The 19,408-nt window shown below is 60.0% G+C and carries 14 protein-coding genes; 7 read left to right on the top strand and 7 right to left on the bottom strand.

Going from position 1 to position 19,408, the window contains the following annotated elements; translation table 11 throughout:
* Positions 1–219 precede the first annotated feature (219 nt).
* The 3 genes from pyk (at position 220) to H8S02_RS07150 (ending at position 4,261) form a co-directional block, all read left to right on the top strand.
* The gene (gene pyk / locus H8S02_RS07160; RefSeq protein WP_186969936.1) at positions 220–1,683 is read left to right on the top strand and encodes a pyruvate kinase; all 1,464 of its coding nucleotides are present in this window, start codon (positions 220–222) and stop codon (positions 1,681–1,683) included.
* Positions 1,684–1,695: 12 nt separating this feature from the next.
* Complete coding sequence (locus H8S02_RS07155) at positions 1,696–2,880, top strand: LCP family protein (protein WP_186969935.1); 1,185 nt, start codon at positions 1,696–1,698, stop codon at positions 2,878–2,880.
* 124 nt (positions 2,881–3,004) lie between these two features.
* Positions 3,005–4,261: a M16 family metallopeptidase gene (locus tag H8S02_RS07150; RefSeq protein ID WP_118723237.1), complete on the top strand. Its 1,257-nt coding sequence runs from the start codon at positions 3,005–3,007 to the stop codon at positions 4,259–4,261.
* Between the two features lie 809 nt (positions 4,262–5,070).
* Here the strand turns inward: H8S02_RS07150 and nspC are convergent.
* The 5 genes from nspC to speD all read right to left on the bottom strand — a co-directional run bounded on the left by nspC (position 5,071) and on the right by speD (position 11,094).
* Positions 5,071–6,201: a carboxynorspermidine decarboxylase gene (gene nspC / locus H8S02_RS07145; protein WP_186969934.1), complete on the bottom strand. Its 1,131-nt coding sequence runs from the start codon at positions 6,199–6,201 to the stop codon at positions 5,071–5,073.
* A gap of 1 nt (position 6,202) precedes the next feature.
* The gene (locus H8S02_RS07140) at positions 6,203–7,462 is read right to left on the bottom strand and encodes a saccharopine dehydrogenase family protein (RefSeq protein ID WP_186969933.1); all 1,260 of its coding nucleotides are present in this window, start codon (positions 7,460–7,462) and stop codon (positions 6,203–6,205) included.
* A 504-nt stretch (positions 7,463–7,966) separates the two neighbouring features.
* Positions 7,967–8,824, bottom strand: coding sequence for a polyamine aminopropyltransferase (gene speE / locus H8S02_RS07135; RefSeq protein WP_186969932.1), 858 nt, complete (start codon positions 8,822–8,824; stop codon positions 7,967–7,969).
* Between the two features lie 16 nt (positions 8,825–8,840).
* Entirely contained in the window at positions 8,841–10,298 is a 1,458-nt protein-coding gene (locus tag H8S02_RS07130) for an aminotransferase class I/II-fold pyridoxal phosphate-dependent enzyme (protein ID WP_186969931.1), read from the bottom strand.
* Between the two features lie 31 nt (positions 10,299–10,329).
* A complete protein-coding gene (gene speD / locus H8S02_RS07125; RefSeq protein WP_186969930.1) occupies positions 10,330–11,094 on the bottom strand; it encodes an adenosylmethionine decarboxylase in 765 nt (254 codons plus the stop codon).
* Positions 11,095–12,410: 1,316 nt separating this feature from the next.
* Here speD and H8S02_RS07120 point away from each other — a divergent pair.
* Positions 12,411–13,049 (top strand): peptidoglycan recognition protein family protein, encoded by a 639-nt coding sequence (locus H8S02_RS07120; protein WP_186969929.1) that lies wholly within the window; start codon positions 12,411–12,413, stop codon positions 13,047–13,049.
* A gap of 182 nt (positions 13,050–13,231) precedes the next feature.
* A complete protein-coding gene (gene aroF, locus H8S02_RS07115) occupies positions 13,232–14,248 on the top strand; it encodes a 3-deoxy-7-phosphoheptulonate synthase (protein ID WP_186969928.1) in 1,017 nt (338 codons plus the stop codon).
* Positions 14,249–14,540: 292 nt separating this feature from the next.
* Here aroF and H8S02_RS07110 read toward each other — a convergent pair whose 3' ends face one another.
* Both H8S02_RS07110 and H8S02_RS07105 read right to left on the bottom strand, forming a co-directional pair.
* Positions 14,541–15,938 carry an alanine/glycine:cation symporter family protein gene (locus tag H8S02_RS07110; RefSeq protein ID WP_186969927.1) on the bottom strand — a complete coding sequence of 466 codons (1,398 nt, stop codon included), beginning with the start codon at positions 15,936–15,938 and terminating at the stop codon, positions 14,541–14,543.
* A gap of 292 nt (positions 15,939–16,230) precedes the next feature.
* Positions 16,231–17,628 carry an alanine/glycine:cation symporter family protein gene (locus tag H8S02_RS07105; protein ID WP_186969983.1) on the bottom strand — a complete coding sequence of 466 codons (1,398 nt, stop codon included), beginning with the start codon at positions 17,626–17,628 and terminating at the stop codon, positions 16,231–16,233.
* Between the two features lie 262 nt (positions 17,629–17,890).
* On the opposite strand from H8S02_RS07105, the gene pdxS reads away from it, so the two are divergent.
* Positions 17,891–18,763: a pyridoxal 5'-phosphate synthase lyase subunit PdxS gene (gene pdxS, locus H8S02_RS07100; RefSeq protein WP_118723230.1), complete on the top strand. Its 873-nt coding sequence runs from the start codon at positions 17,891–17,893 to the stop codon at positions 18,761–18,763.
* Between the two features lie 3 nt (positions 18,764–18,766).
* On the top strand, positions 18,767–19,321 hold the full coding sequence (gene pdxT, locus H8S02_RS07095; protein WP_186969926.1) for a pyridoxal 5'-phosphate synthase glutaminase subunit PdxT: 555 nt from the start codon (positions 18,767–18,769) through the stop codon (positions 19,319–19,321).
* The last annotated feature ends 87 nt before the right edge of the window (positions 19,322–19,408 follow it).

Genomic DNA, 19,408 nt, shown 5'->3' with positions numbered 1-19,408 from the left:
CAGGGGACGGAGACCGTGCATTTTTACCTTTTTCTGCAGGAGATTATGCGGTCTTGCCCAATCCGCCGACACGCAGCATTTGCTTTTTTGTCGAAAAGCACGAAAACAATCCGCCGTTTTCGCGGACGATTGCCAAACCGCACGAAAAGTGCTAAAATAGGTCTGATATAATGTTATACACGTTTCGTTAGTTATCTGATACAGAGAGGAATATGACTGATGCGCAAAACTAAAATTATCTGCACCCTCGGTCCTGCGACCGACGGTATCCTGCCCGAAATGATCAAGGCGGGCATGAACGTTGCCCGTATGAACTTCAGCCACGGCTCCCACGAGGAGCACAAGGCGCGCATGGACGCGGTAAAGGCTGCCCGCAAGGAGCTCGGCATGCCGGTCGGCATCATGCTCGACACCAAGGGCCCGGAGATCCGCACCAAGACCTACAAGGACGGCAAGATCGAGATCGTCGAGGGCCAGGAGTTCACCCTGACCACCCGCGACATCGAGGGCGACAACACTATCGTCTCCATCACCTACGAAGGTCTGCCGAACGACGTTCAGCCGGGTACCCGCATCCTCATCGATGACGGTCTGGTCGCGTTCGAGGTGCTCAAGATCGTCGACGGCACCGACATCGTCTGCAAGGCGCTCAACGGCGGCCCGCTCTCCAACCGCAAGTCCATCAATGTTCCGGGCATCAAGCTCAACATGAAGTTTATCTCCGACAAGGACCGCGAGGACATCGAGTTCGGTCTGACGCAGGACATCGACTTCATCGCCGCTTCCTTCACTCGCTGCGCACAGGACGTCCGCGACATCAAGGCCATCCTCAAGGCGCACGGCAAGGAAGACGTCGAGATCATCTGCAAGATCGAGAACATGGAAGGCGTAAACAACATCCAGGAGATCCTCGACGAGGCGAACGGCGTCATGGTCGCCCGCGGCGACCTGGGCGTTGAGGTTCCGTTCGAGGAGCTGCCGGAGATCCAGAAGAACATCATCAAGACCTGCATCTCCCGCGGCAAGCGCGTCGTCACCGCGACCCAGATGCTCGAGAGCATGGCGAAGAACCCGCGCCCGACCCGCGCAGAGGTTTCCGACGTCGCGAACGCAGTCTACGACGGCACCTCCGCGATCATGCTGTCCGGCGAGACCTCGGTCGGCAAGTACCCGGTAGAGACCGTCTCCACCATGAGCCGCATCGCCGAGAACGCCGAGCGCACCATCCACTATGACCGCCGCCGCGTCACCCGTCTGGAGTTCCAGAACATGCACGTTTCCGGCGACATGAAGACCCTCGCCATCTCCCACGCGACCTGCTCGACCTCCGCTGACCTCGGCGCGAAGTGCATCGTTGCCTTCACCGAGTCCGGCTCGACCGCGCGCGCCGTATCCACCTACCGCCCGGGCACGCTCATCGTCGCGGCTACCCCGTGCGAGCAGACCTTCAACCGTCTGTCCATGTCCTGGGGCGTAAAGCCGGTTCTGGTCGCAAAGCGCCCGTCCTCCGGCACCGAGCTGTACAGCCTGTCTGAGCAGGCTGCCATCCAGACCCTCGACCTGCGCGTCGGCGACATCATCACCATCACCGCAGGCATGCCGGTCGGCCATGTCAACTACACCAACACCCTGCGCGTTCACCAGCTCACCGAGCTGTCCTTTGCACCGTTCGTTCAGGACTAAAGAAGGTCGCTTATGTCTTTCAAACGCTTCCGTCGCATTCTCGTCCGTCTGCTGACCGTCGTCGTCATCCTCGCGACGGCCGGCTCGATCGGTCTGTACGGATACCGCGCTGTCTTCGGCTATCACTATGACTCCTCGCTCTCCGGCGAGGATCTCTCGGCCGGCATTCAGGCGGACGAAAACATCACGAATATCGCCCTGTTCGGTCTGGACACCCGTCCGGGGGACGAAAAAAGCCATTCGGACTGCATGATGATCGTCACGATCGACAACACGCGCGGCAAGATCAAGCTGTCCAGCCTGATGCGCGACTCGCTCGTCGAGATCGACGGCGTGGGAGAGGACAAGCTCAACGCAGCCTATTTCCGCGGCGGCCCGAGCCTCGCCATCCGCACGATCAACGAGAACTTCGGCACGGACATCAAGGACTATATCGCCGTGAACTTCGAGCAGGTCGTCGAGATCGTGGACGCGCTGGACGGCATCGAGATCAACGTTGCCTCCGAGGATGAGCTGACCGAGCTCAACCGCGTCATCCGCGACTACGGCCTCGAGCAGGGCAAGGAATTCTCCCCTGTCGAAAAGACCGGCCTGCAAACGCTGGACGGCGTGCAGGCGCTGTGCTACGGCCGCATCCGCAAGGGCAACACCGGCGACGACTGGAGCCGCGTCGAGCGCCAGAGCGTCGTGCTGAACGCCATGTTCGCGAAGATCAGCTCGATGGACGTAAACGGCCTGCTCGGCATCATGAACCGGCTCATGCCCTACGTCACGACCTCGCTCGCTCCGGCGGACGTTGCGCCCCTGATCGTCGGCGCGGTCAAAAACGGCGTCCCCGCTGTGGAGCATGTCCGTTTTCCGCTCGACGGCGAATGGAAGTATTACGGCTCGTCCAACGAGTACATCATGTACGACGTGGACGTCGTGGCCGACGAGCTGCACGAGTACATCTACAACGATGTAACGCCCGGCACAGCCGCTCCCTCCGGCAGCGACGGCAGCACGGACAGCGATGACCCCGCCGACAGCACGACCGGCACTTCTTCTCCGGCCGCCGGCAGCCATAAGACCGAGACGGTCGACCCCGAGTCGCTCGTCGAGGAGGGCGGCAGCTACGACGCCTCCACCGGCGATTATTATGACTCGGACGGAGACAGATACTATCTGGACGAAAACGGCAATCGGGTGTATTATTAACAAGTAAATAATCGCAGCAGGGGAGCATGACCGCGGTTATGCTCCCCTGCTTTTTTCGGCGGCGCCGCCGCCTCACTCCCCCCCGCAGGACAAACAGGAAGAAAGAAATATAGGAGCGGATATTATGTATGTAAAACGAGTTCTCCCAAACGGCGTGCGCATCATCTCTGAGCGTCTGGACAATGTGCGCACGGTATCGGTCGGCATCTGGGTCGGCAACGGCAGCCGCTATGAACCGGCGGAGCTGAACGGCATTTCGCACTTCATCGAGCACATGATCTTCAAGGGCACGGAAAAGCGCTCCGCACGTCATATCGCCATCGCTATTGACGCGCTCGGCGGTCAGGCCAACGCCTTCACCGACAAGGAATGCACCTGCTACTATATGAAGGTGCTCGACAGCCGTCTCCAGACCGGCATTGCCCTGCTCGCGGATATGTTCCTCGAGTCGCGCTTCGCGCAGGAGGACATCGAGCTCGAGCGCGGCGTTGTGCTCGAGGAGATCGATATGTATGAGGACTCCCCCGAGGACGTCGCCATCGACAAGCTGTTCGAAAAGTGCTATGACGGCTCTTCGCTCGGCCGCCCCATCCTCGGCACGGAGGAGACGCTCGCGCCCATCACGACCGAGATCATGCACAAATACATGCACGAGTATTACCGCCCGGAGGACACGGTCATCGCGGTCTCCGGCCATTTCACGGACGAGGATCTTGACTATATCGCAGACCTGTTCTCGGTCATGACCGGCTCGGGCCGCAACCAGACCACCCCGGCGGTATACAAGCCCTCGCTCGTGCTCCGCAGCAAGGAGATCGAGCAGAACCACCTGTGCCTGTCCTTCCCCGGCGTGTCCGCGCTGTCGGAGGACCGCTTCACGATGAACCTGCTGTGCAACATCCTCGGCGGCGGCATGTCGTCGCGCCTGTTTCAGAGCATCCGCGAGCGGAGCGGTCTGTGCTACTCGATCTACACATTCACCACGCCGCATCAGGACACAGGTCTGATGTCGATCTACACCGGTCTCGGCGAGGAGACCGAGCGCCGCGCGCTCGAGCGCATTTTGCAGGAGCTGCATCAGTTCTGTGAAGACGGCCCGGCGCAGGACGAGATCTCCCGTACCCGCGAGCAGGCCAAGACCACGCTGCTCATGGGTCTCGAGAGCACGGGTACGCGCATGATGACCATCGGCCGCAGCGAGCTGATCCGCGGCGAGGTCTCGAGGATCGAGGATGTGCTCGCCGGCTACGACAGCGTAACGCGGGATGATATTCTTGAGCTGGCGCGGCGGATCTTCGACCCGGCGCAGGCGTCGCTTGCCGTTGTCGGCAATCCGGGAGCAGAGGACGAATATCGGGAGCTTCTGTCGAAGCATCTGTAACTGCCGGACGGCATCCTAAAAATCTTTTCCATCTGCTGACGGTTGACCTTCCGCCGATACAGCGGCGCGCCGCTGGAGGCGACTTTACGCTCAAAGTGAGCGTGCACAATGGCCGCCTTCGGCGGCCCGGGAGAGCCGGTGTTCACCGGCGGGAACAAAAGGGGACAGGACACCAAACATGGTTTCCTGTCCCCTCTTGACTCCCCTTACCTTCCTTTGGACGCGACTCCCTGCGGTCGCGCGTCTAAATGCGAGGGGCCCACAGGGACGTTTGGTGCTCCAAGGTTACACCCTTGATCGAAGCGGAGCTTTTCGCAGCGGAGAACTGCCGCCCGGCACTGTCTGGCCGCGCACTGTTATGCGCGGCGGTTTACGCAAAGTAAATTCAGGGTCTGACAGCGTCCCAAAATCTGCCCGACGCACGGAACCGAGCCCCTGTTTCCCCCGTTTCGCCGCGCAACCGAAGGGCGTCGCGGCGCAAAGGAGGGTTTGGGGGAGTCAAGAGGGGGCAAGGGAACCATATGGTGCCCTTGCCCCCTTTTGCCCCTCGCCGTGGGCACGGCGTACACCGCCGGTGAACACCAGCACCTCCGCCGCCAGACGGCGGCAATGCCCGGTCTGCCCATCGGCAGCCAATCTCGCCTGCGGCGGCAAGCCGCCGGAACGGCGGAACCGCTCACCCTCTGCTGAGGGTAAAGGCCATGGCACACTGCTGTATCGGCGGAAGATTTCATGATTGCAAATCGTATAATTATACTGAGGGTATAGAAAACGACCGTCTCCGGATTGGAGACGGTCGTCTTGTTTTTTTACGACAGGCGGTTTTTGAAATCCTCATAGCTGAACATGCGAACGACTTCGTCCGTGCCGTCCGCACGGCGGACGGCAATCAGCGGCAGAGGCATACCGTTGAACGTATTGGTCTTGACCATGGTGTACAGCGCCATATCCTCGAAAACCACCTGCTCGCCTGCCATCAGCGGCACATCGAACGAATACTCGCCGATGACGTCGCCCGCAAGACAGGTGCGGCCGGTCAGCAGATAATCGAACGCCTTGCACCCCGGCTCGCCCGCACGCATGACCGGCGGACGGTACGGCATTTCGAGCACGTCCGGCATATGGCACGCCGCCGAGGTATCGAGAATGGCGATATCCTTGCGGTTTTTCATGGTCTCGAGCACGGTCGAGACCAGATAGCCGGCGTTCAGCACGACCGCCTCGCCCGGCTCGAGATAGATCTGCACCTTGTACTTGTCGCGCAGGTAGATGATGCAGTTGACGAGCGCGTCCACATCGTAGTCCGCACGGGTGATGTGATGGCCGCCGCCGAGGTTGAGCCACTTCATGCCCTCCATGTAGCGGCCGAAGCGCATTTCAAACGCCGCGACCGTGCGCACGAGATCGTCCGCGTTCTGCTCGCACAGCGTATGAAAATGGAAACCCTCGATGCCGTCGAGCAGGTCGGGCTGAAAGTTCGCCTCGGTGATGCCCAGACGCGAGGTCGGGCCGCACGGATCATAGATGGCGTGGTCGTCCGGCTGCGTCGAGCACTCCGGGTTGAGGCGCAGACCGCAGCTCTTTCCGGCCACGCGCGCCAGATTGCCGTACTTTTTCCACTGCGTGAACGAGTTGAACACGATGTGGTCGGCATAGTTCAGGATTTCATGGAACTCGTCCGGCGTGTACGCGGGCGAATAGACATGCGTCTCGCCGCCGAATTCCTCGTGACCCAGCCGCGCCTCGAACAGGCCGGACGCGGTCGTTCCGGCGAGGTACTCGCGCAGCAGCGGATAGGTCGAAAACATGGAAAACGCCTTCTGCGCGAGCAGGATCTTCGCGCCGCTGCGCCGCGCGACGTCGCGCAGCACCGCAAGGTTCTGCACAAGACGGTTTTCGTCGATGATAAAGCAGGGAGTCGGAAGATCGGTAAATCTCATATCAGTCCACCAGCACCGGCTTGTCGTCGATCTGCCACGGCAGCCCCCACTTGTTCAGCGCCTCCATGTACGGATCGGGATCAAACTCCTCGACCGTGTACACGCCCGGCTTGTTCCACTTGCCGGTCAGCAGCATCGCCGCGCCGATCATCGCCGGAACGCCGGTGGTGTAGCTGATGGCCTGCGAGCCGACCTCGCGGTAGCACTCCTCGTGATCGCAGACGTTGTAGATATAGGCGGTCTTTTCCTTGCCGTCCTTCTTGCCGGTGAAGATGCAGCCGATGTTGGTCTTGCCCTTGGTGCGCGGACCGAGCGTTGCCGGATCGGGCAGCAGCGCCTTGAGGAACTGGATCGGCACGATCTGATGGCCCTCGAACTCGATCGGGGTGGTGGACAGCATGCCGACGTTCTCCAGACACTTCATGTGGGTCAGGTAGGACTGGCCGAAGGTCATGAAGAAGCGGATGCGCTTGACGCCCGGGATGTTCTTCGCGAGCGACTCGATCTCCTCGTGATGCAGCAGGTACATGTCCTTGTGGCCGACCTGATCGAAGTCGTACTCGCGCTTGATGGACATGGCCGGGATCTCGACCCAGTGGCCGTCCTCCCAATAGGAGCCGGGCGCGGATACCTCGCGCAGGTTGATCTCCGGGTTGAAGTTGGTCGCGAACGGATAGCCGTGGTCGCCGCCGTTGCAGTCGAGGATGTCGATGGTGTCGATTTCATCGAACAGATGCTTCTGTGCGTAAGCGCAGTACGCCTGCGTTACGCCCGGGTCAAAGCCGGAGCCGAGCAGAGCGGTCAGACCGGCCTCCTCGAACTTCTTCTTGTACGCCCACTGCCACGAGTAGTCAAAGTACGCGGTAAAGCCCTCGTCCTTGCAGCGCTTCTCGTAGATGGCGCGCCACTCCGGATCGTCGGTGTCCTCCGGCTCGTAGTTTGCGGTGTCCATGTAGTTGACGCCGCACTTGAGGCACGCATCCATAATGGTGAGATCCTGATACGGCAGAGCGATATTCATGACGATGTCCGGCTTGTACTCGTCGATGAGCGCACACAGCTCGTCCACGTTGTCCGCGTCCACCTTTGCGGTACGGATTTTGGTCGCTGTCGTGCCGTCGAGCTTCTCCTTGATGGCGTCGCACTTGCTCTTGGTGCGGGACGCGATCATGATCTCCTCAAAAACGTCGCTGTTCTGGCAGCACTTGTGAATGACAACGCCGGCAACGCCGCCGCAGCCGATGATCAATGCTCTTCCCATGGTTAGTTCCTCCTTGGTGTAACTTAAATGATATGATTTGGATTTGTTGAATGATTTAAACTGCCGCTCAAGAGACAAGCGAAGCTGCGCCGACGATACGCAGTTCCTAAGCGCACCGTACCGCATGGCATATGCAAATCTCTCTGTTTGGTACAATCTATCCTCGCAGGTGCTGTCTGTAACAAACCGTAAACGATTTGTGCGGCACTGCTATGCCGCACCCGGCAGAAGATAAATCGTCTGTGTAGCAGTATAGCAGCCAGCCCTGCGAACAGGCTGCTCAAGAGGACGGACTCCGAAGGCAGTCCATCCTCAGCAGAGAAAAAATCCTCTGCCGTTCTCTGTTTCGGAGCGGTCGTCGGTCTCCGGTCTGCGCCAGACTATGAAGCAAAAGGAAGTGGGAGTTAAGAGGGTAGAAACCTTGGTGTCTACCCTCTTGCCCTCCGCCGCGGGTGCGGCATTCTCCCGTTCGCAGAACGGATGCGCAAATCGAAAACGCTTTCGTTATTCCTCTACTTTTTCGAGCAGCTTCTGCACATAGTTCGGCAGATAGAACGCGCCCTTGTGCAGGTTGGTGTTGTAGTATCCGGTTTCGAGGCCGAGGCTGTTCCACCAGTCCGGGTCGAGGTCGCGCACGGGATGCACGCCGCGCGACGAAAAGCCGAACAGCCAGTGGCCGGACGGATAGGTCGGGATGTGCGCCTGAAACAGGCGGCTGAGCTCGAACGAGTGCACGATATTGCGATGTGCGCGCTGGCAGGCGAGCGCGTCGCCCCTGTAGAACGGGCTTTCGTGCTGATTGACCAGCACGCCGTGCTCGTGGAGCGCCTTGTAGCAGTTGCCGTAGAACTCCATCGTGAACAGACCCTCGCCCGGGCCGAACGGGTCGGTCGAGTCGATGATGATGAGGTCGTATTCGTCCTCGATGCGGCGGATGTACTTGAGGCCGTCCTGATACAGGATATGGACGCGCGGATCGTCGAGCGAGCACGCCACGCCGGGCAGATACTCCTTGCAGACCGCGACAACGCGCTCGTCGATCTCCACGAGGTCGATGTGCTCGATGTGCTTGTAGCGGCACAGCTCGCGGACACAGCCGCCGTCGCCGCCGCCGATGACGAGCACCTTTTTGATCTTCTCGCCGAGCACGGCCATCGGCACATGCACCATCATTTCGTGGTAGATGAACTCGTCGCGCTCGGTCAGCATCATGTAGCCGTCGAGCGTGAGAAAGCGGCCGAACTCCTCGCATTCAAATACGTCGATGCGCTGAAAGTCGCTCTTTTCGGTGTGAAGCTGGCGGTCCACCTGAATTTGCAGGCCGACCGTCGGCGTGTGCATTTCGGTAAAGGTAAGTTGCATGGGGAAAACGCTCCTTTTATTCCGGGCTGATGACGCCGCGGATGACCTGAAGGCTGTTCACCTCAGGGTCCTCGGTGCCGAGCAGCATGCAGTTCTTTTCCTTGGCGTAGCGGATATAATCGAGAATGTCGCGCGTGATGCGCTCGCCGGGGGCGAGGATCGGGATGCCGGGCGGATAGCACATGACGAACTCCGCGCAGATGCGGCCGACCGAGCTGTCGAGCGCGACCGACTGCTTGTCCGCGTAGAACGCCTCCTGCGGCCCCGCGACCACCTGCGGCGAGATATATTCCTGCCGCATGAGCGTCGCCTTGTCGCGCTTATAGCGGCGGCGGATGTCCGCCAGCGCGGCTACGAGACGTTCGAGGTCACGCTCCCGGTCGCCGACCGAAACATAGGCGAGCAGATTGCCGAGGTCGCCGAACTCGGTCTGAATATCGTAGTAATCGCGCAGGATGTCATAGACCTCGATGCCGGCGAGACCGACGTCGAGCGTATTCACCGCGAGCTTGGTCGTGTCGAAATCGTACACGGTGTCGCCGTTGATGAGCTCGCCGCCGTAGGCGTAGTAGTCGCCGATCTGGTTGATCTCCTCGCGGGCATAGGTCGTGAGGTCAACGACCTTTCGGAAAATCTCTTTTCCGTGCAGCGCAAGGTTTTTGCGCGAAATGTCAAGGCTGACCATCAGCAGATACGAACCCGAGGTCGTCTGGGTCAGGTTGATAATCTGGCGGACGTGTTCGGCGTTCATCGACGGGCCGCACAGCAGAAAGCTCGACTGCGTGAGCGAACCGCCCGACTTGTGCATGGAAACCGAAGCGAGGTCGGCGCCTGCCGCCATGGCGGAGACCGGCATATTCTCCCCGAAGTAGAAATGCGTGCCGTGCGCCTCGTCCGCAAGCACCTTCATGCCGGCCGCGTGCGCGAGCCTTACAATTTCCCGGATGTTCGAGCAGATGCCGTAATAGGTCGGGTTGTTGACGAGCACCGCCTTCGCGGACGGGTGCTTCTCGATGGCGGCCTTGACGTCCGCGACCGACATGCCGAGCGAAATGCCCAGACGGTCGTTCATCTGCGGATTGACATAGACCGGTATCGCGCCGGTGAGCACGAGCGCGTTGATGACGCTGCGATGCACGTTGCGCGGGAGAATGATCTCGTCGCCGCGTTTCACGACCGAGAGTATCATCGCCTGCACGCTGCTCGTCGTGCCGCCGACCATGAGGAAGGCGTGCGACGCGCCGAACGCATCGGCCGCCAGTTCCTCCGCCTCGCGGATGACGCTCGTCGGGTGACACAGGTTGTCGAGCGGCTTCATCGAGTTGACATCCACGGTCATGCACTGCTGACCGAGGAACGCCGTCAGCTCGGGCGAGCCGCGTCCGCGCTTGTGGCCGGGAACGTCGAACGGCACAATGCGCATATCCTTGAAGTTTTCGAGCGCCTCCATGATGGGCGCGCGGGATTGATCCATAGAAATGCCTTCTTTCGGCAGAAATTAGGGTTTAGTAAATGTTTTTGCCCGAAAAGATCTCGATCATCTCACGGCGGAGGTCAGAGTGGATCTTGAGACGGGTCTTGGGCGGCAGCTCGTAGATGTCGGTGTTGAACAGGTAGTTCTGAAGGTCGATCTCCTTGAGCAGCATGCGGGTGTGGAACAGGTTGGCCTGATACACGTTGATGTCGTAGGCATCGTAGCGGTCGAGCGTCGCGGGGTCGATAAAGTCCTGAATGGACGTCATATTGTGGTCCATGAACAGTTTTTTTCCCTCAATATCGCGCGTAAAGCCGCGCACGCGGTAGTCCATCGTGATAATGTCCGAATCGAACGAGCCGATGAGGTAGTCGAGGGTGGACAGCGGCGTGATCTCGCCGCAGGTGGCCACGTCGATATCCACGCGGAAGGTCGCAAGGCAGGTATCCGGATGGTACTCGGGGTAGGTGTGCACGGTGACATGGCTCTTATCGAGGTGCGCCACGATGGTATCCGGCTCGAGCGCCGGCTTCATGTGCTCCTCCGCGATCAGGAAGGTGACGGAAGCGCCCTGCGGATCGTAGTCCTGCTTGGAGATGTGCAGCACATGTGCGCCGATCATCTCGGTCAGCTTTTCCATGATGCCGGTCAGTCGTTCGGAGTTGTACTGCTGGTCGATGTACTTGATGTAGTCGAGCTGCTCGCGCTCGGTCTTTGCGTAGCAGACATCGTAAATGTTAAAGGACAGTGCCTTGGTCAGATTGTTAAAGCCGTAGAGCTTAAGCTTGTTCTCCATATCATATCCTCACAAAAATAATAAAAAAATCCCCGGATGGAAGGGAGTGCACCGGGCACGCTTTCACCTTGGGGAAAATCAATCATTCTCTTCTCGCGCGGAGTGACCGCACTGTTTTTCGTGTCTGTGGAAGAGGAAAGAGTCTATATAGCAAGAATCGTTACTTTTACTACTCTTATTGATTGTTTCACAAGTGTATGCGCCCGCGGCACACGGCTTTTAGTCAGCCAACTTATAAAAATTCAATAAGGCAACAAAGTTGCCATGTTCGGCATTTGACCCGGCTGTCCGTATGGCCTTAGCGCCTTTCCGGAGGGAAAGGGCGGTCAAAAAAATTCTGCTGGTAAAGGCTTTGCCTCTCCGAGTAGTTTTATTATATCGTACCGCCGGGTGGAATGCAAGGCTTTTCAGGAAAAGCCTTTGTAAAAGGCTTTGTAAATCCTTAAAAACCTTATCGTCAGCAGGAGGCAGACCTTTCCGCCGATCCAGCGGCGCAGCCGGTGGAGGCGAGTCAGGCCCTCCCCGGGCCGGGGATATTCGCCATGACATGGCGTGGGAGTGCCGCCGCCCGGCGGCGGGGGCAAAAGGGGAAAAGGGCACCGCATGGTTCCCTTTCCCCCTCTTGACTCCCCCAAACCTTCCTTTGCGCCGCGACGCCCTTCGGTTGCGCGGCGAAACGGGGGTTACGGGGGCTCGGTTCCGTGCGTCGGGCAGGTTTTGGGACGCTGTTATGCCCTGAGGTCAGTTTGCGTAATTTGCCGCGCATAACAGTGCGCGGCCATCCGGTGCAGGGCGCGAACGCCGTTGCTGCGAAAAGCTCCGCTTCGATCAAGGGTGTGCCCTTGGAGCAGCAAACGCCCCTGTGGGCCTCTCGCATTTAGACGCGCGACCGAAGGGAGTCGCGTCCTAAGGAAAGTTTGGGGAGTTAAGAGGGGAAAGAAAACCTTGGTTGTCTTTCCCCTCTTGCCCCCGCCGCCGGGCGGCGGCAATGCCCGGCCTGCCCATCGGCAGCCAATCTCGCCTGCGGCGGCAAGCCGCCGGAACGGCGGAACCGCTCACCCTCTGCCGAGGGTAAAAGCCATGGGGCGTCAAGTCGCCTCCACCGGCTGCGCCGCTGTATCGGCGGAGGGTCTCCCCTCTGCTGAGGGTAAAAGCAGCCTGCTTTTTTTGTCATAAAAAGTTTACACCCCTTCGGGTGGAAAATCCGCGCCGATCGTAGTACAATAAGATTACAAGACAGGATTGGAGAGAGATAACGCTTGAAAACTTCCGCTTTTCACCGCAGAAAGAAGGGAAAACGCGCCGTAAATCCCGCTGTGATCGCCGTCGCCGTGCTCATGCTGCTTTCCTTTATGGGCGGCATGCTCACCCAGCGCGCGCTCACGAAAACGCCGCAGCAGGACGCGAACCTCAGCTACATAGACGGCATCCCCGTTTACACCGACTTCATCCCCGAGGGCAGCCGTGCGCGCCCTGGTCAGACGCGCGAGATCAAATATCTCGTCATTCACGAGACCGACAACTTCTCCGCCGGCGCGGACGCCGCGGCGCACAATTCCTTCATCCATCAGAACGCCGACGCAGACAGCGGCATCGTTTCGTGGCACTACACCGTGGATGACCACGAGATCTACCACCACCTCCCCGACACCGAGACCGCCTACCATGCCGGCGACATGATGACCGAGAACGGCGGCAACATGAACGGCATCGGCATCGAAATGTGCGTCAACGAGGGCGGAAACTACGAGCAGACCCTCATCAACACGGAAAAGCTGTGCGCGCAGCTGTGCCTTTCCTACAATCTGAACCCGGACAAGGCGCTCAAAAAGCATCAGGATTTCATGGAAAAGGTCTGCCCCGCGAGACTCATCAACGAGGGCCGCTGGGACGAGTTCTGCGCCGCCGTCAAGCAGAAATACACAGAGCTCAAGGCCGCCGACGCAGAGAATTAGAGTTAGCGCAGCGCAACCGTGTAAAAAAGAACCGTAAAAAGCAGGGGCGATTTGTCGTAAATCGCTCTTTCTTTTTGCCGCACGCTATGGTATACTGCAAAATGTACGCTGTCTGCTTCCGATGAGAAAGCGGCGGACAGCAGATCGATTAAAATTATCACATTGTGAAGGAGTGAACTGAAATGATCGTTGTACTCAAACAGAACAGCGACAAGGAACGTGTCGAACGACTGATGCAGCATTTCACGGATATGGGGCTGCGGATCAACTATTCCGAGGGCGAGGATACCACTATTCTCGGCCTGATGGGCGACACGACCCGTCTGGACGAAGGTGACATTATGGCGTATGACGTGGTCGAGCGCGTACAGCGCGTGACCGAGCCGTTCAAGGCTGTCAACCGCAAATTCCACCCCGAGGACACGATCATCGAGGTCGCGGGCCGCAAGATCGGCGCCGGCTACTTCAATGTTATGGCAGGTCCGTGCTCGGTCGAGAACGAGGCGCAGATCGTCGAGTGCGCGGAGCGCGTCAAGGCAGCCGGCGCATCCTTCCTGCGCGGAGGTGCGTTCAAGCCGCGCACCTCCCCCTACTCGTTCCAGGGTCTCGAGGCCGAAGGCCTCAAGCTGCTGCTCGAGGCAAAGCGCCAGACCGGCCTGCCGATCGTCACCGAGATCATGAGCGAAAAGCACCTCGACCTGTTCGCGGACGTCGACATCATCCAGCTCGGCGCGCGCAATATGCAGAACTTCATGCTGCTCAAGGAACTCGGCCGCTGCAACAAGCCGATCCTGCTCAAGCGCGGCCTGTCCGCGACGATGGAGGAGTTCCTCATGGCTGCCGAGTACATTTTCGCCGGCGGCAACAAGCAGGTCATCCTGTGCGAGCGCGGCATCCGCACGTTCGAAAAGATGATCCGCAACAACCTCGACCTGTCGGCTGTTCCGCTCGTCAAGATGTTCAGCCACCTGCCGATCATCATCGACCCGTCTCACGCAGCAGGCCGCCGCGACATGGTTCAGCCGCTCTCCCGCGCCGCGATCGCTGCCGGTGCGGATGGCCTGATCATCGAGGCGCACAACGACCCGAAGCACGCGCTGTGCGACGGCGCGCAGTCGCTCGACCTCGACCAGTTCGATCATGTCATGTCCGACATCAAACGCCGCGCCGAGTTCGAAGGCCGCGTAATGATGCCGTAAATCAAGGAATATATACATAGAAAAAGCACACCCTGATGGGTGTGCTTTTTCGCGCCCTTCGGGCGCAGTTTCCTGCCGCATTTTGCCTTCGGCAAGACAGGCAGGACAGGCGCTCCGCAGAGCACCGCATTAAAATCCCCGTAAAAGTCCAGCTCTGCCGGACTTTTACTCCGCTGCCCGCGCCGCGGCGGCGCGGCCGCCCCTGCCGTGCAGGGGCGAGGGGGTTATCGCCCCCGGTTTCGCAAGGAACCGGGGGCGTATCTAAGGGGGACAGCGTCCCCCTTAGAGGAGATCACCGGTCTACGACCGGTATCTCCGTCATATCTTCCTCGTCGAGGTTCTTGAGGTAGTGCCTTGTCTCCTGCGCGATGACGCCCGAGAGCAGCAGCACCGCGATCAGGTTCGGGATCGCCATCAGCGCGTTCAGAATGTCCGCGATGGACCATATAAGGTCGAGCGCGAGCACCGGGCTGAACACGACGACCGCGAGGAACACCAGCTTGTACGGCAGGATCGCCCTGCGGCCGATGAGGTATTCCGCCGCCCGCTCGCCGTAGTACGACCAGCCGAGGATGGTCGAGTAGGCGAAGGTGATGATGCTGAACACAAGGATGGCCGGGCCGATGTACGGGATCTGCGCGAACGCGATCGTGGTCATCTGACCGCCGTTGGCGATGCTCGCCATATCCACCGCCGGGTTCTTCATGATGGTCGAGATGAGCACGAGACCGGTCACAAGGCAGACAACGACCGTCGTCCAGAACGTGCCGGTCGCGGAAACGAGCGCCTGACGCACCGGATTGCGCGTCTGCGCGGCGGACGCGACGAGCGGCGCGGAGCCCATGCCGGACTCGTTCGAGAACAGACCGCGCGCCACGCCGTACTGGAGCGCGAGACGGATGCCGCCGCCGACCAGACCGCCCGCGACCGCGCCCGGCCGGAACGCGAGCGTGAAGATCGCCCGGAAGGCCGGGAGGATGTAGTCGAAGTTGATGCCGAGGATGACGATGCAGCCGAGCACATAGAACAGCGCCATGACCGGAACCAGCTTTTCGCACACGGTCGCGATGCTCTCGATGCCGCCGAGGATGATGATGGCGGTAACGATGCCGAACACGATGCCGATGGCGATGCGCGGAATGCCGATGGGCAGGTTGGTCTCGATGACCTCCGCGATGGCGTTGATCTGCGTGCCGCAGCCGATGCCGAACGATGCGAGCATCGCAAACAGCGCGAACAGCATGGCGAGCGTTTTGCCGAATTTCTTCCATTTCAGTCCGCGCTCGAGCGCGTACATCGCGCCGCCCATCATGCGGCCGTCTGCGGTCTGCACGCGGTACTTGACCGCGATCAGGCTCTCCGCGTACTTGGTCGCGATGCCGAACACGCCGGTCAGCCAGCACCACAGTACCGCGCCCGGACCGCCGAGATAGACCGCCGTGCCGACGCCGATGATGTTGCCCGTGCCGATGGTGGACGCGAGCGCGGTCGTCAGCGCCTGAAACTGACTGACGTCGCCCGGGGAGTCCGGGTCCTTGGTCACGGACAGGCGAATGCCCGTGAACGTCTTTTTCTGGATAAATCCGGTGCGCAGCGTCATAAAAATGTGCGTGCCGCACAGCAGGATGAGCATGGGCGCGCCCCAGATCCAGTTTTCGAGCGAGGTGATGATGCTCGAGAATGCCTCCATGTTTTTTCTGTCTCCTTTTTTCGGCGGAACCGGTTTCCGCCAGATTTACGGCACACTGCATAATTTCCGCAAATTGCTCCTGTTCCATTATGCGGTGCTGCCCTGCATACACTCTTCCCCCGTTTTCAGACAAAGAAAGGGAGCGAAGCATAGTGCCTCGCCCCCCGAACTTCTGAAACGGGAGCCGTCCGCGCGACAGCTTAGTGTCATAATACGCGAAACGCCTTATCAGTATAACATATTCCCCCCTGTAACACAAGTTTTTTCATCGGAGACAGGTGTTTTTATAAGTTCAGCGGCGTACAACCGGGATCTCTGCCGTATCCTTCTCGTCGAGGTTCGCGAGATAGTGGCGCGTCTCCTTCGCGATGACGCCCGAGAGCAGCAGCACAGCCACGAGGTTCGGAATCGCCATGAGCGCGTTGAGCACATCCGCGATGGTCCAGACAAGGTCGAGCGCGAGCACCGGGCCGAGCACGACGATAGCGGTGAAGAGCACCTTGTACGGCAGGATCGCCTTGCGGCCGAGCAGATATTCCGCCGCCCGCTCGCCGTAGTACGACCAGCCGAGGATGGTCGAGTAGGCGAAGGTGATGATGCCGATGACGAGGATGGCCGGGCCGATGTACGGGATCTGCGAGAACGCCGCCGTCGTCATCTGGCCGCCGTTTTCGATGGTGTCCATGTTGATGTTCGGGTTCTTCATGATGGTCGAGACCAGAACCAGACCGGTCATCAGGCAGACGACGACCGTATCCCAGAACGTGCCGGTCGCGGAGACGAGCGCCTGACGCACCGGATTGCGCGTCTGCGCCGCGGATGCGACGAGCGGTGCGGAGCCCATGCCGGATTCATTGGAGAACAGGCCGCGCGCAACACCGTACTGGAGCGCGAGACGGATGCCGCCGCCGACCAGACCGCCCGCGACCGCGCCCGGCTGGAACGCGAGCGTCAGGATTGCCTTGACGGCCGGGAGGATGTAGTCGGCGTTGATGCCGAGGATAACGATGCAGCCGAGCACATAGAACGCCGCCATGAACGGTACGAGTTTTTCGCAGACGACCGCGATGGACTTGATGCCGCCGATGATGACGACCGCGGTGATGATGCCGAAGATAATGCCGACAGCGATGCGCGGGAACGCGAACGGCAGGTTGTTCTCCATGACCTCCGCGATGGCGTTGATCTGCGTGCCGCAGCCGATGCCGAACGATGCGAGCATCGCGAACAGCGCGAACACCACCGCCATCACTCTGCCGAACGTTTTCCACGGCAGGCCGCGTTCGAGCGCGTACATCGCACCGCCCATCATGCGGCCGTCCGCCGTTTTCACGCGGTACTTGACCGCGATCAGGCTTTCTGCGTACTTGGTCGCGATGCCGAACACGCCGGTCAGCCAGCACCACAGCACCGCGCCCGGGCCGCCCATGAACACCGCTGTGCCCACGCCGACGATGTTGCCCGTGCCGATGGTGGACGCGAGCGCGGTCGTCAGGGCCTGAAACTGGCTGACGTCGCCCGGGGAATCCGGGTCCTTGGTCACGGACAGCCGGATGCCGGTGAATGTCTTTCGCTGAATAAAGCCCGTGCGCAGGGTCATGAACACATGCGTGCCGAGCAGCAGCACGATCATGGGCAGACCCCACAGCCAGCTGTCGAGGGCATTGATCATCTCGGTGAATTTCTCCATTTTTATACCCATCCTTTCGTTGCCCTCCGCGCCGCAGCAGAAGGCAAAAGGGCGCAAGACTGTACCGTCCCGCGCCCTTGCGAAATAATATCAGTATAATACCAGACAGCGATCCGAAAATCAAGAGCCGTCCGTAAATTTGGTGAAGTTTTTCATCTGACCTTATAAAATATTTACAAACTGATTATTTTATTCATGTCAGTACGGCGTTATAATAACCGCATCAACCGCAAAACTACTAATCCGAAGGAGATATATACATATGGCTACTCGTTACGAACTCAACAAGGAACTGGCGCAGATGCTCAAGGGCGGCGTCATCATGGACGTTACCACCCCGGAGCAGGCAAAGATCGCAGAGGAGGCCGGTGCCTGCGCGGTCATGGCGCTCGAGCGCATCCCGGCGGACATCCGCGCGGCTGGCGGCGTATCCCGCATGAGCGACCCCGGCATGATCCGCGGCATTCAGGAGGCTGTTTCCATCCCGGTCATGGCAAAGTGCCGCATCGGCCACTTTGTTGAGGCGCAGATCCTCGAGGCGATCGAGATCGACTATATCGACGAGAGCGAGGTCCTCTCCCCTGCCGACGACGTTTACCACATCGACAAGACCAGGTTCAACGTGCCGTTCGTCTGCGGCGCACGTGATCTGGGCGAAGCGCTCCGCCGCATCGCAGAGGGCGCGAGCATGATCCGCACCAAGGGCGAGCCGGGCACGGGCGACGTTGTACAGGCCGTCACCCATATGCGCGCGATGAACGCAGAGATCCGCCGCGTGCAGAACCTGCGCGAGGACGAGCTGTATGAAGCAGCGAAGCAGCTGGCCGTTCCGGTTGAGCTGGTGCAGTATGTCCACGAAAACGGCCGTCTGCCGGTCGTCAACTTCGCAGCCGGCGGCGTTGCTACCCCGGCGGACGCCGCGCTCATGATGCAGCTCGGTGCGGAGGGCGTATTCGTCGGCTCGGGCATCTTCAAATCCGGCGACCCGGCAAAGCGTGCGGCGGCGATCGTGAAGGCGGTCACGAACTACACCGATGCAAAGCTGATCGCAGAGCTGTCCACCAACCTCGGCGAGGCGATGGTCGGCATCAACGAAAACGAGATCGCTCTGCTCATGGCGGAGCGCGGCAAGTAAGCCATGGCAACCGGAATTTTAGCGCTTCAGGGCGCGTTCGCGGAGCACGCCGCCATGCTCGACCGTCTGGGCGAGCCGCATTTTGAGATCCGGCAGGCACGCGACCTCGAAAAGCCGCTCGACCGCCTCATCATCCCCGGCGGTGAGAGCACGGTCATGCGCCGCCTGCTGCACGACCTCGACCTGTTCGATGCGCTCCGCGCGCGCATCGCGGAGGGAATGCCGGTCTTCGGCACCTGCGCCGGACTCATCCTGCTCGCAAAGCAGGTCGACGGCGGCGTTCCGTGCTTCGCGACCATGGACATCGCGGTCAAGCGCAACGCCTACGGCCGTCAGCTCGGCAGCTTTTTCACGAACGACAGCTTCGAGGGACTCGGCACGCTGCCGATGACCTTCATCCGCGCGCCCTACATCGAGTCGGTGTCGGGCGGCGCGAAGGCGCTCGCTGTTGTCGGCGGCAAGATCGTTGCGGCGCGGCAGGATAATCAGCTCGTCACCGCGTTTCATCCCGAACTTGACAGCAGCACCGCCATCCACGAGTATTTTCTCAAAATGTAAGGCCAAAGGACGCTCTAAAAAAGAGCGTCCTTTTTGTTTCCGTTTCGTATAATATTACATTTCGTATTATTTCGCAAAATCCTCTTT

Source organism: Agathobaculum hominis (genome assembly GCF_014288055.1).
GTDB lineage: Bacteria > Bacillota > Clostridia > Oscillospirales > Butyricicoccaceae > Agathobaculum > Agathobaculum hominis.
Note: the sequence above shows the minus strand (reverse complement) of the source record. Positions and strands in the feature narration are given on the sequence as shown.

Excerpts from the sequence above, each read along its gene's own strand:
- pyk (WP_186969936.1), top strand. The coding sequence starts at position 220 with ATGCGCAAAACTAAAATTATCTGCACCCTCGGTCCTGCGACCGACGGT.
- H8S02_RS07155 (WP_186969935.1), top strand. The coding sequence starts at position 1,696 with ATGTCTTTCAAACGCTTCCGTCGCATTCTCGTCCGTCTGCTGACCGTC.
- H8S02_RS07150 (WP_118723237.1), top strand. The coding sequence starts at position 3,005 with ATGTATGTAAAACGAGTTCTCCCAAACGGCGTGCGCATCATCTCTGAG.
- nspC (WP_186969934.1), bottom strand. The coding sequence starts at position 6,201 with ATGAGATTTACCGATCTTCCGACTCCCTGCTTTATCATCGACGAAAAC.
- H8S02_RS07140 (WP_186969933.1), bottom strand. The coding sequence starts at position 7,462 with ATGGGAAGAGCATTGATCATCGGCTGCGGCGGCGTTGCCGGCGTTGTC.
- speE (WP_186969932.1), bottom strand. The coding sequence starts at position 8,824 with ATGCAACTTACCTTTACCGAAATGCACACGCCGACGGTCGGCCTGCAA.
- H8S02_RS07130 (WP_186969931.1), bottom strand. The coding sequence starts at position 10,298 with ATGGATCAATCCCGCGCGCCCATCATGGAGGCGCTCGAAAACTTCAAG.
- speD (WP_186969930.1), bottom strand. The coding sequence starts at position 11,094 with ATGGAGAACAAGCTTAAGCTCTACGGCTTTAACAATCTGACCAAGGCA.
- aroF (WP_186969928.1), top strand. The coding sequence starts at position 13,232 with ATGATCGTTGTACTCAAACAGAACAGCGACAAGGAACGTGTCGAACGA.
- H8S02_RS07110 (WP_186969927.1), bottom strand. The coding sequence starts at position 15,938 with ATGGAGGCATTCTCGAGCATCATCACCTCGCTCGAAAACTGGATCTGG.
- H8S02_RS07105 (WP_186969983.1), bottom strand. The coding sequence starts at position 17,628 with ATGGAGAAATTCACCGAGATGATCAATGCCCTCGACAGCTGGCTGTGG.
- pdxS (WP_118723230.1), top strand. The coding sequence starts at position 17,891 with ATGGCTACTCGTTACGAACTCAACAAGGAACTGGCGCAGATGCTCAAG.
- pdxT (WP_186969926.1), top strand. The coding sequence starts at position 18,767 with ATGGCAACCGGAATTTTAGCGCTTCAGGGCGCGTTCGCGGAGCACGCC.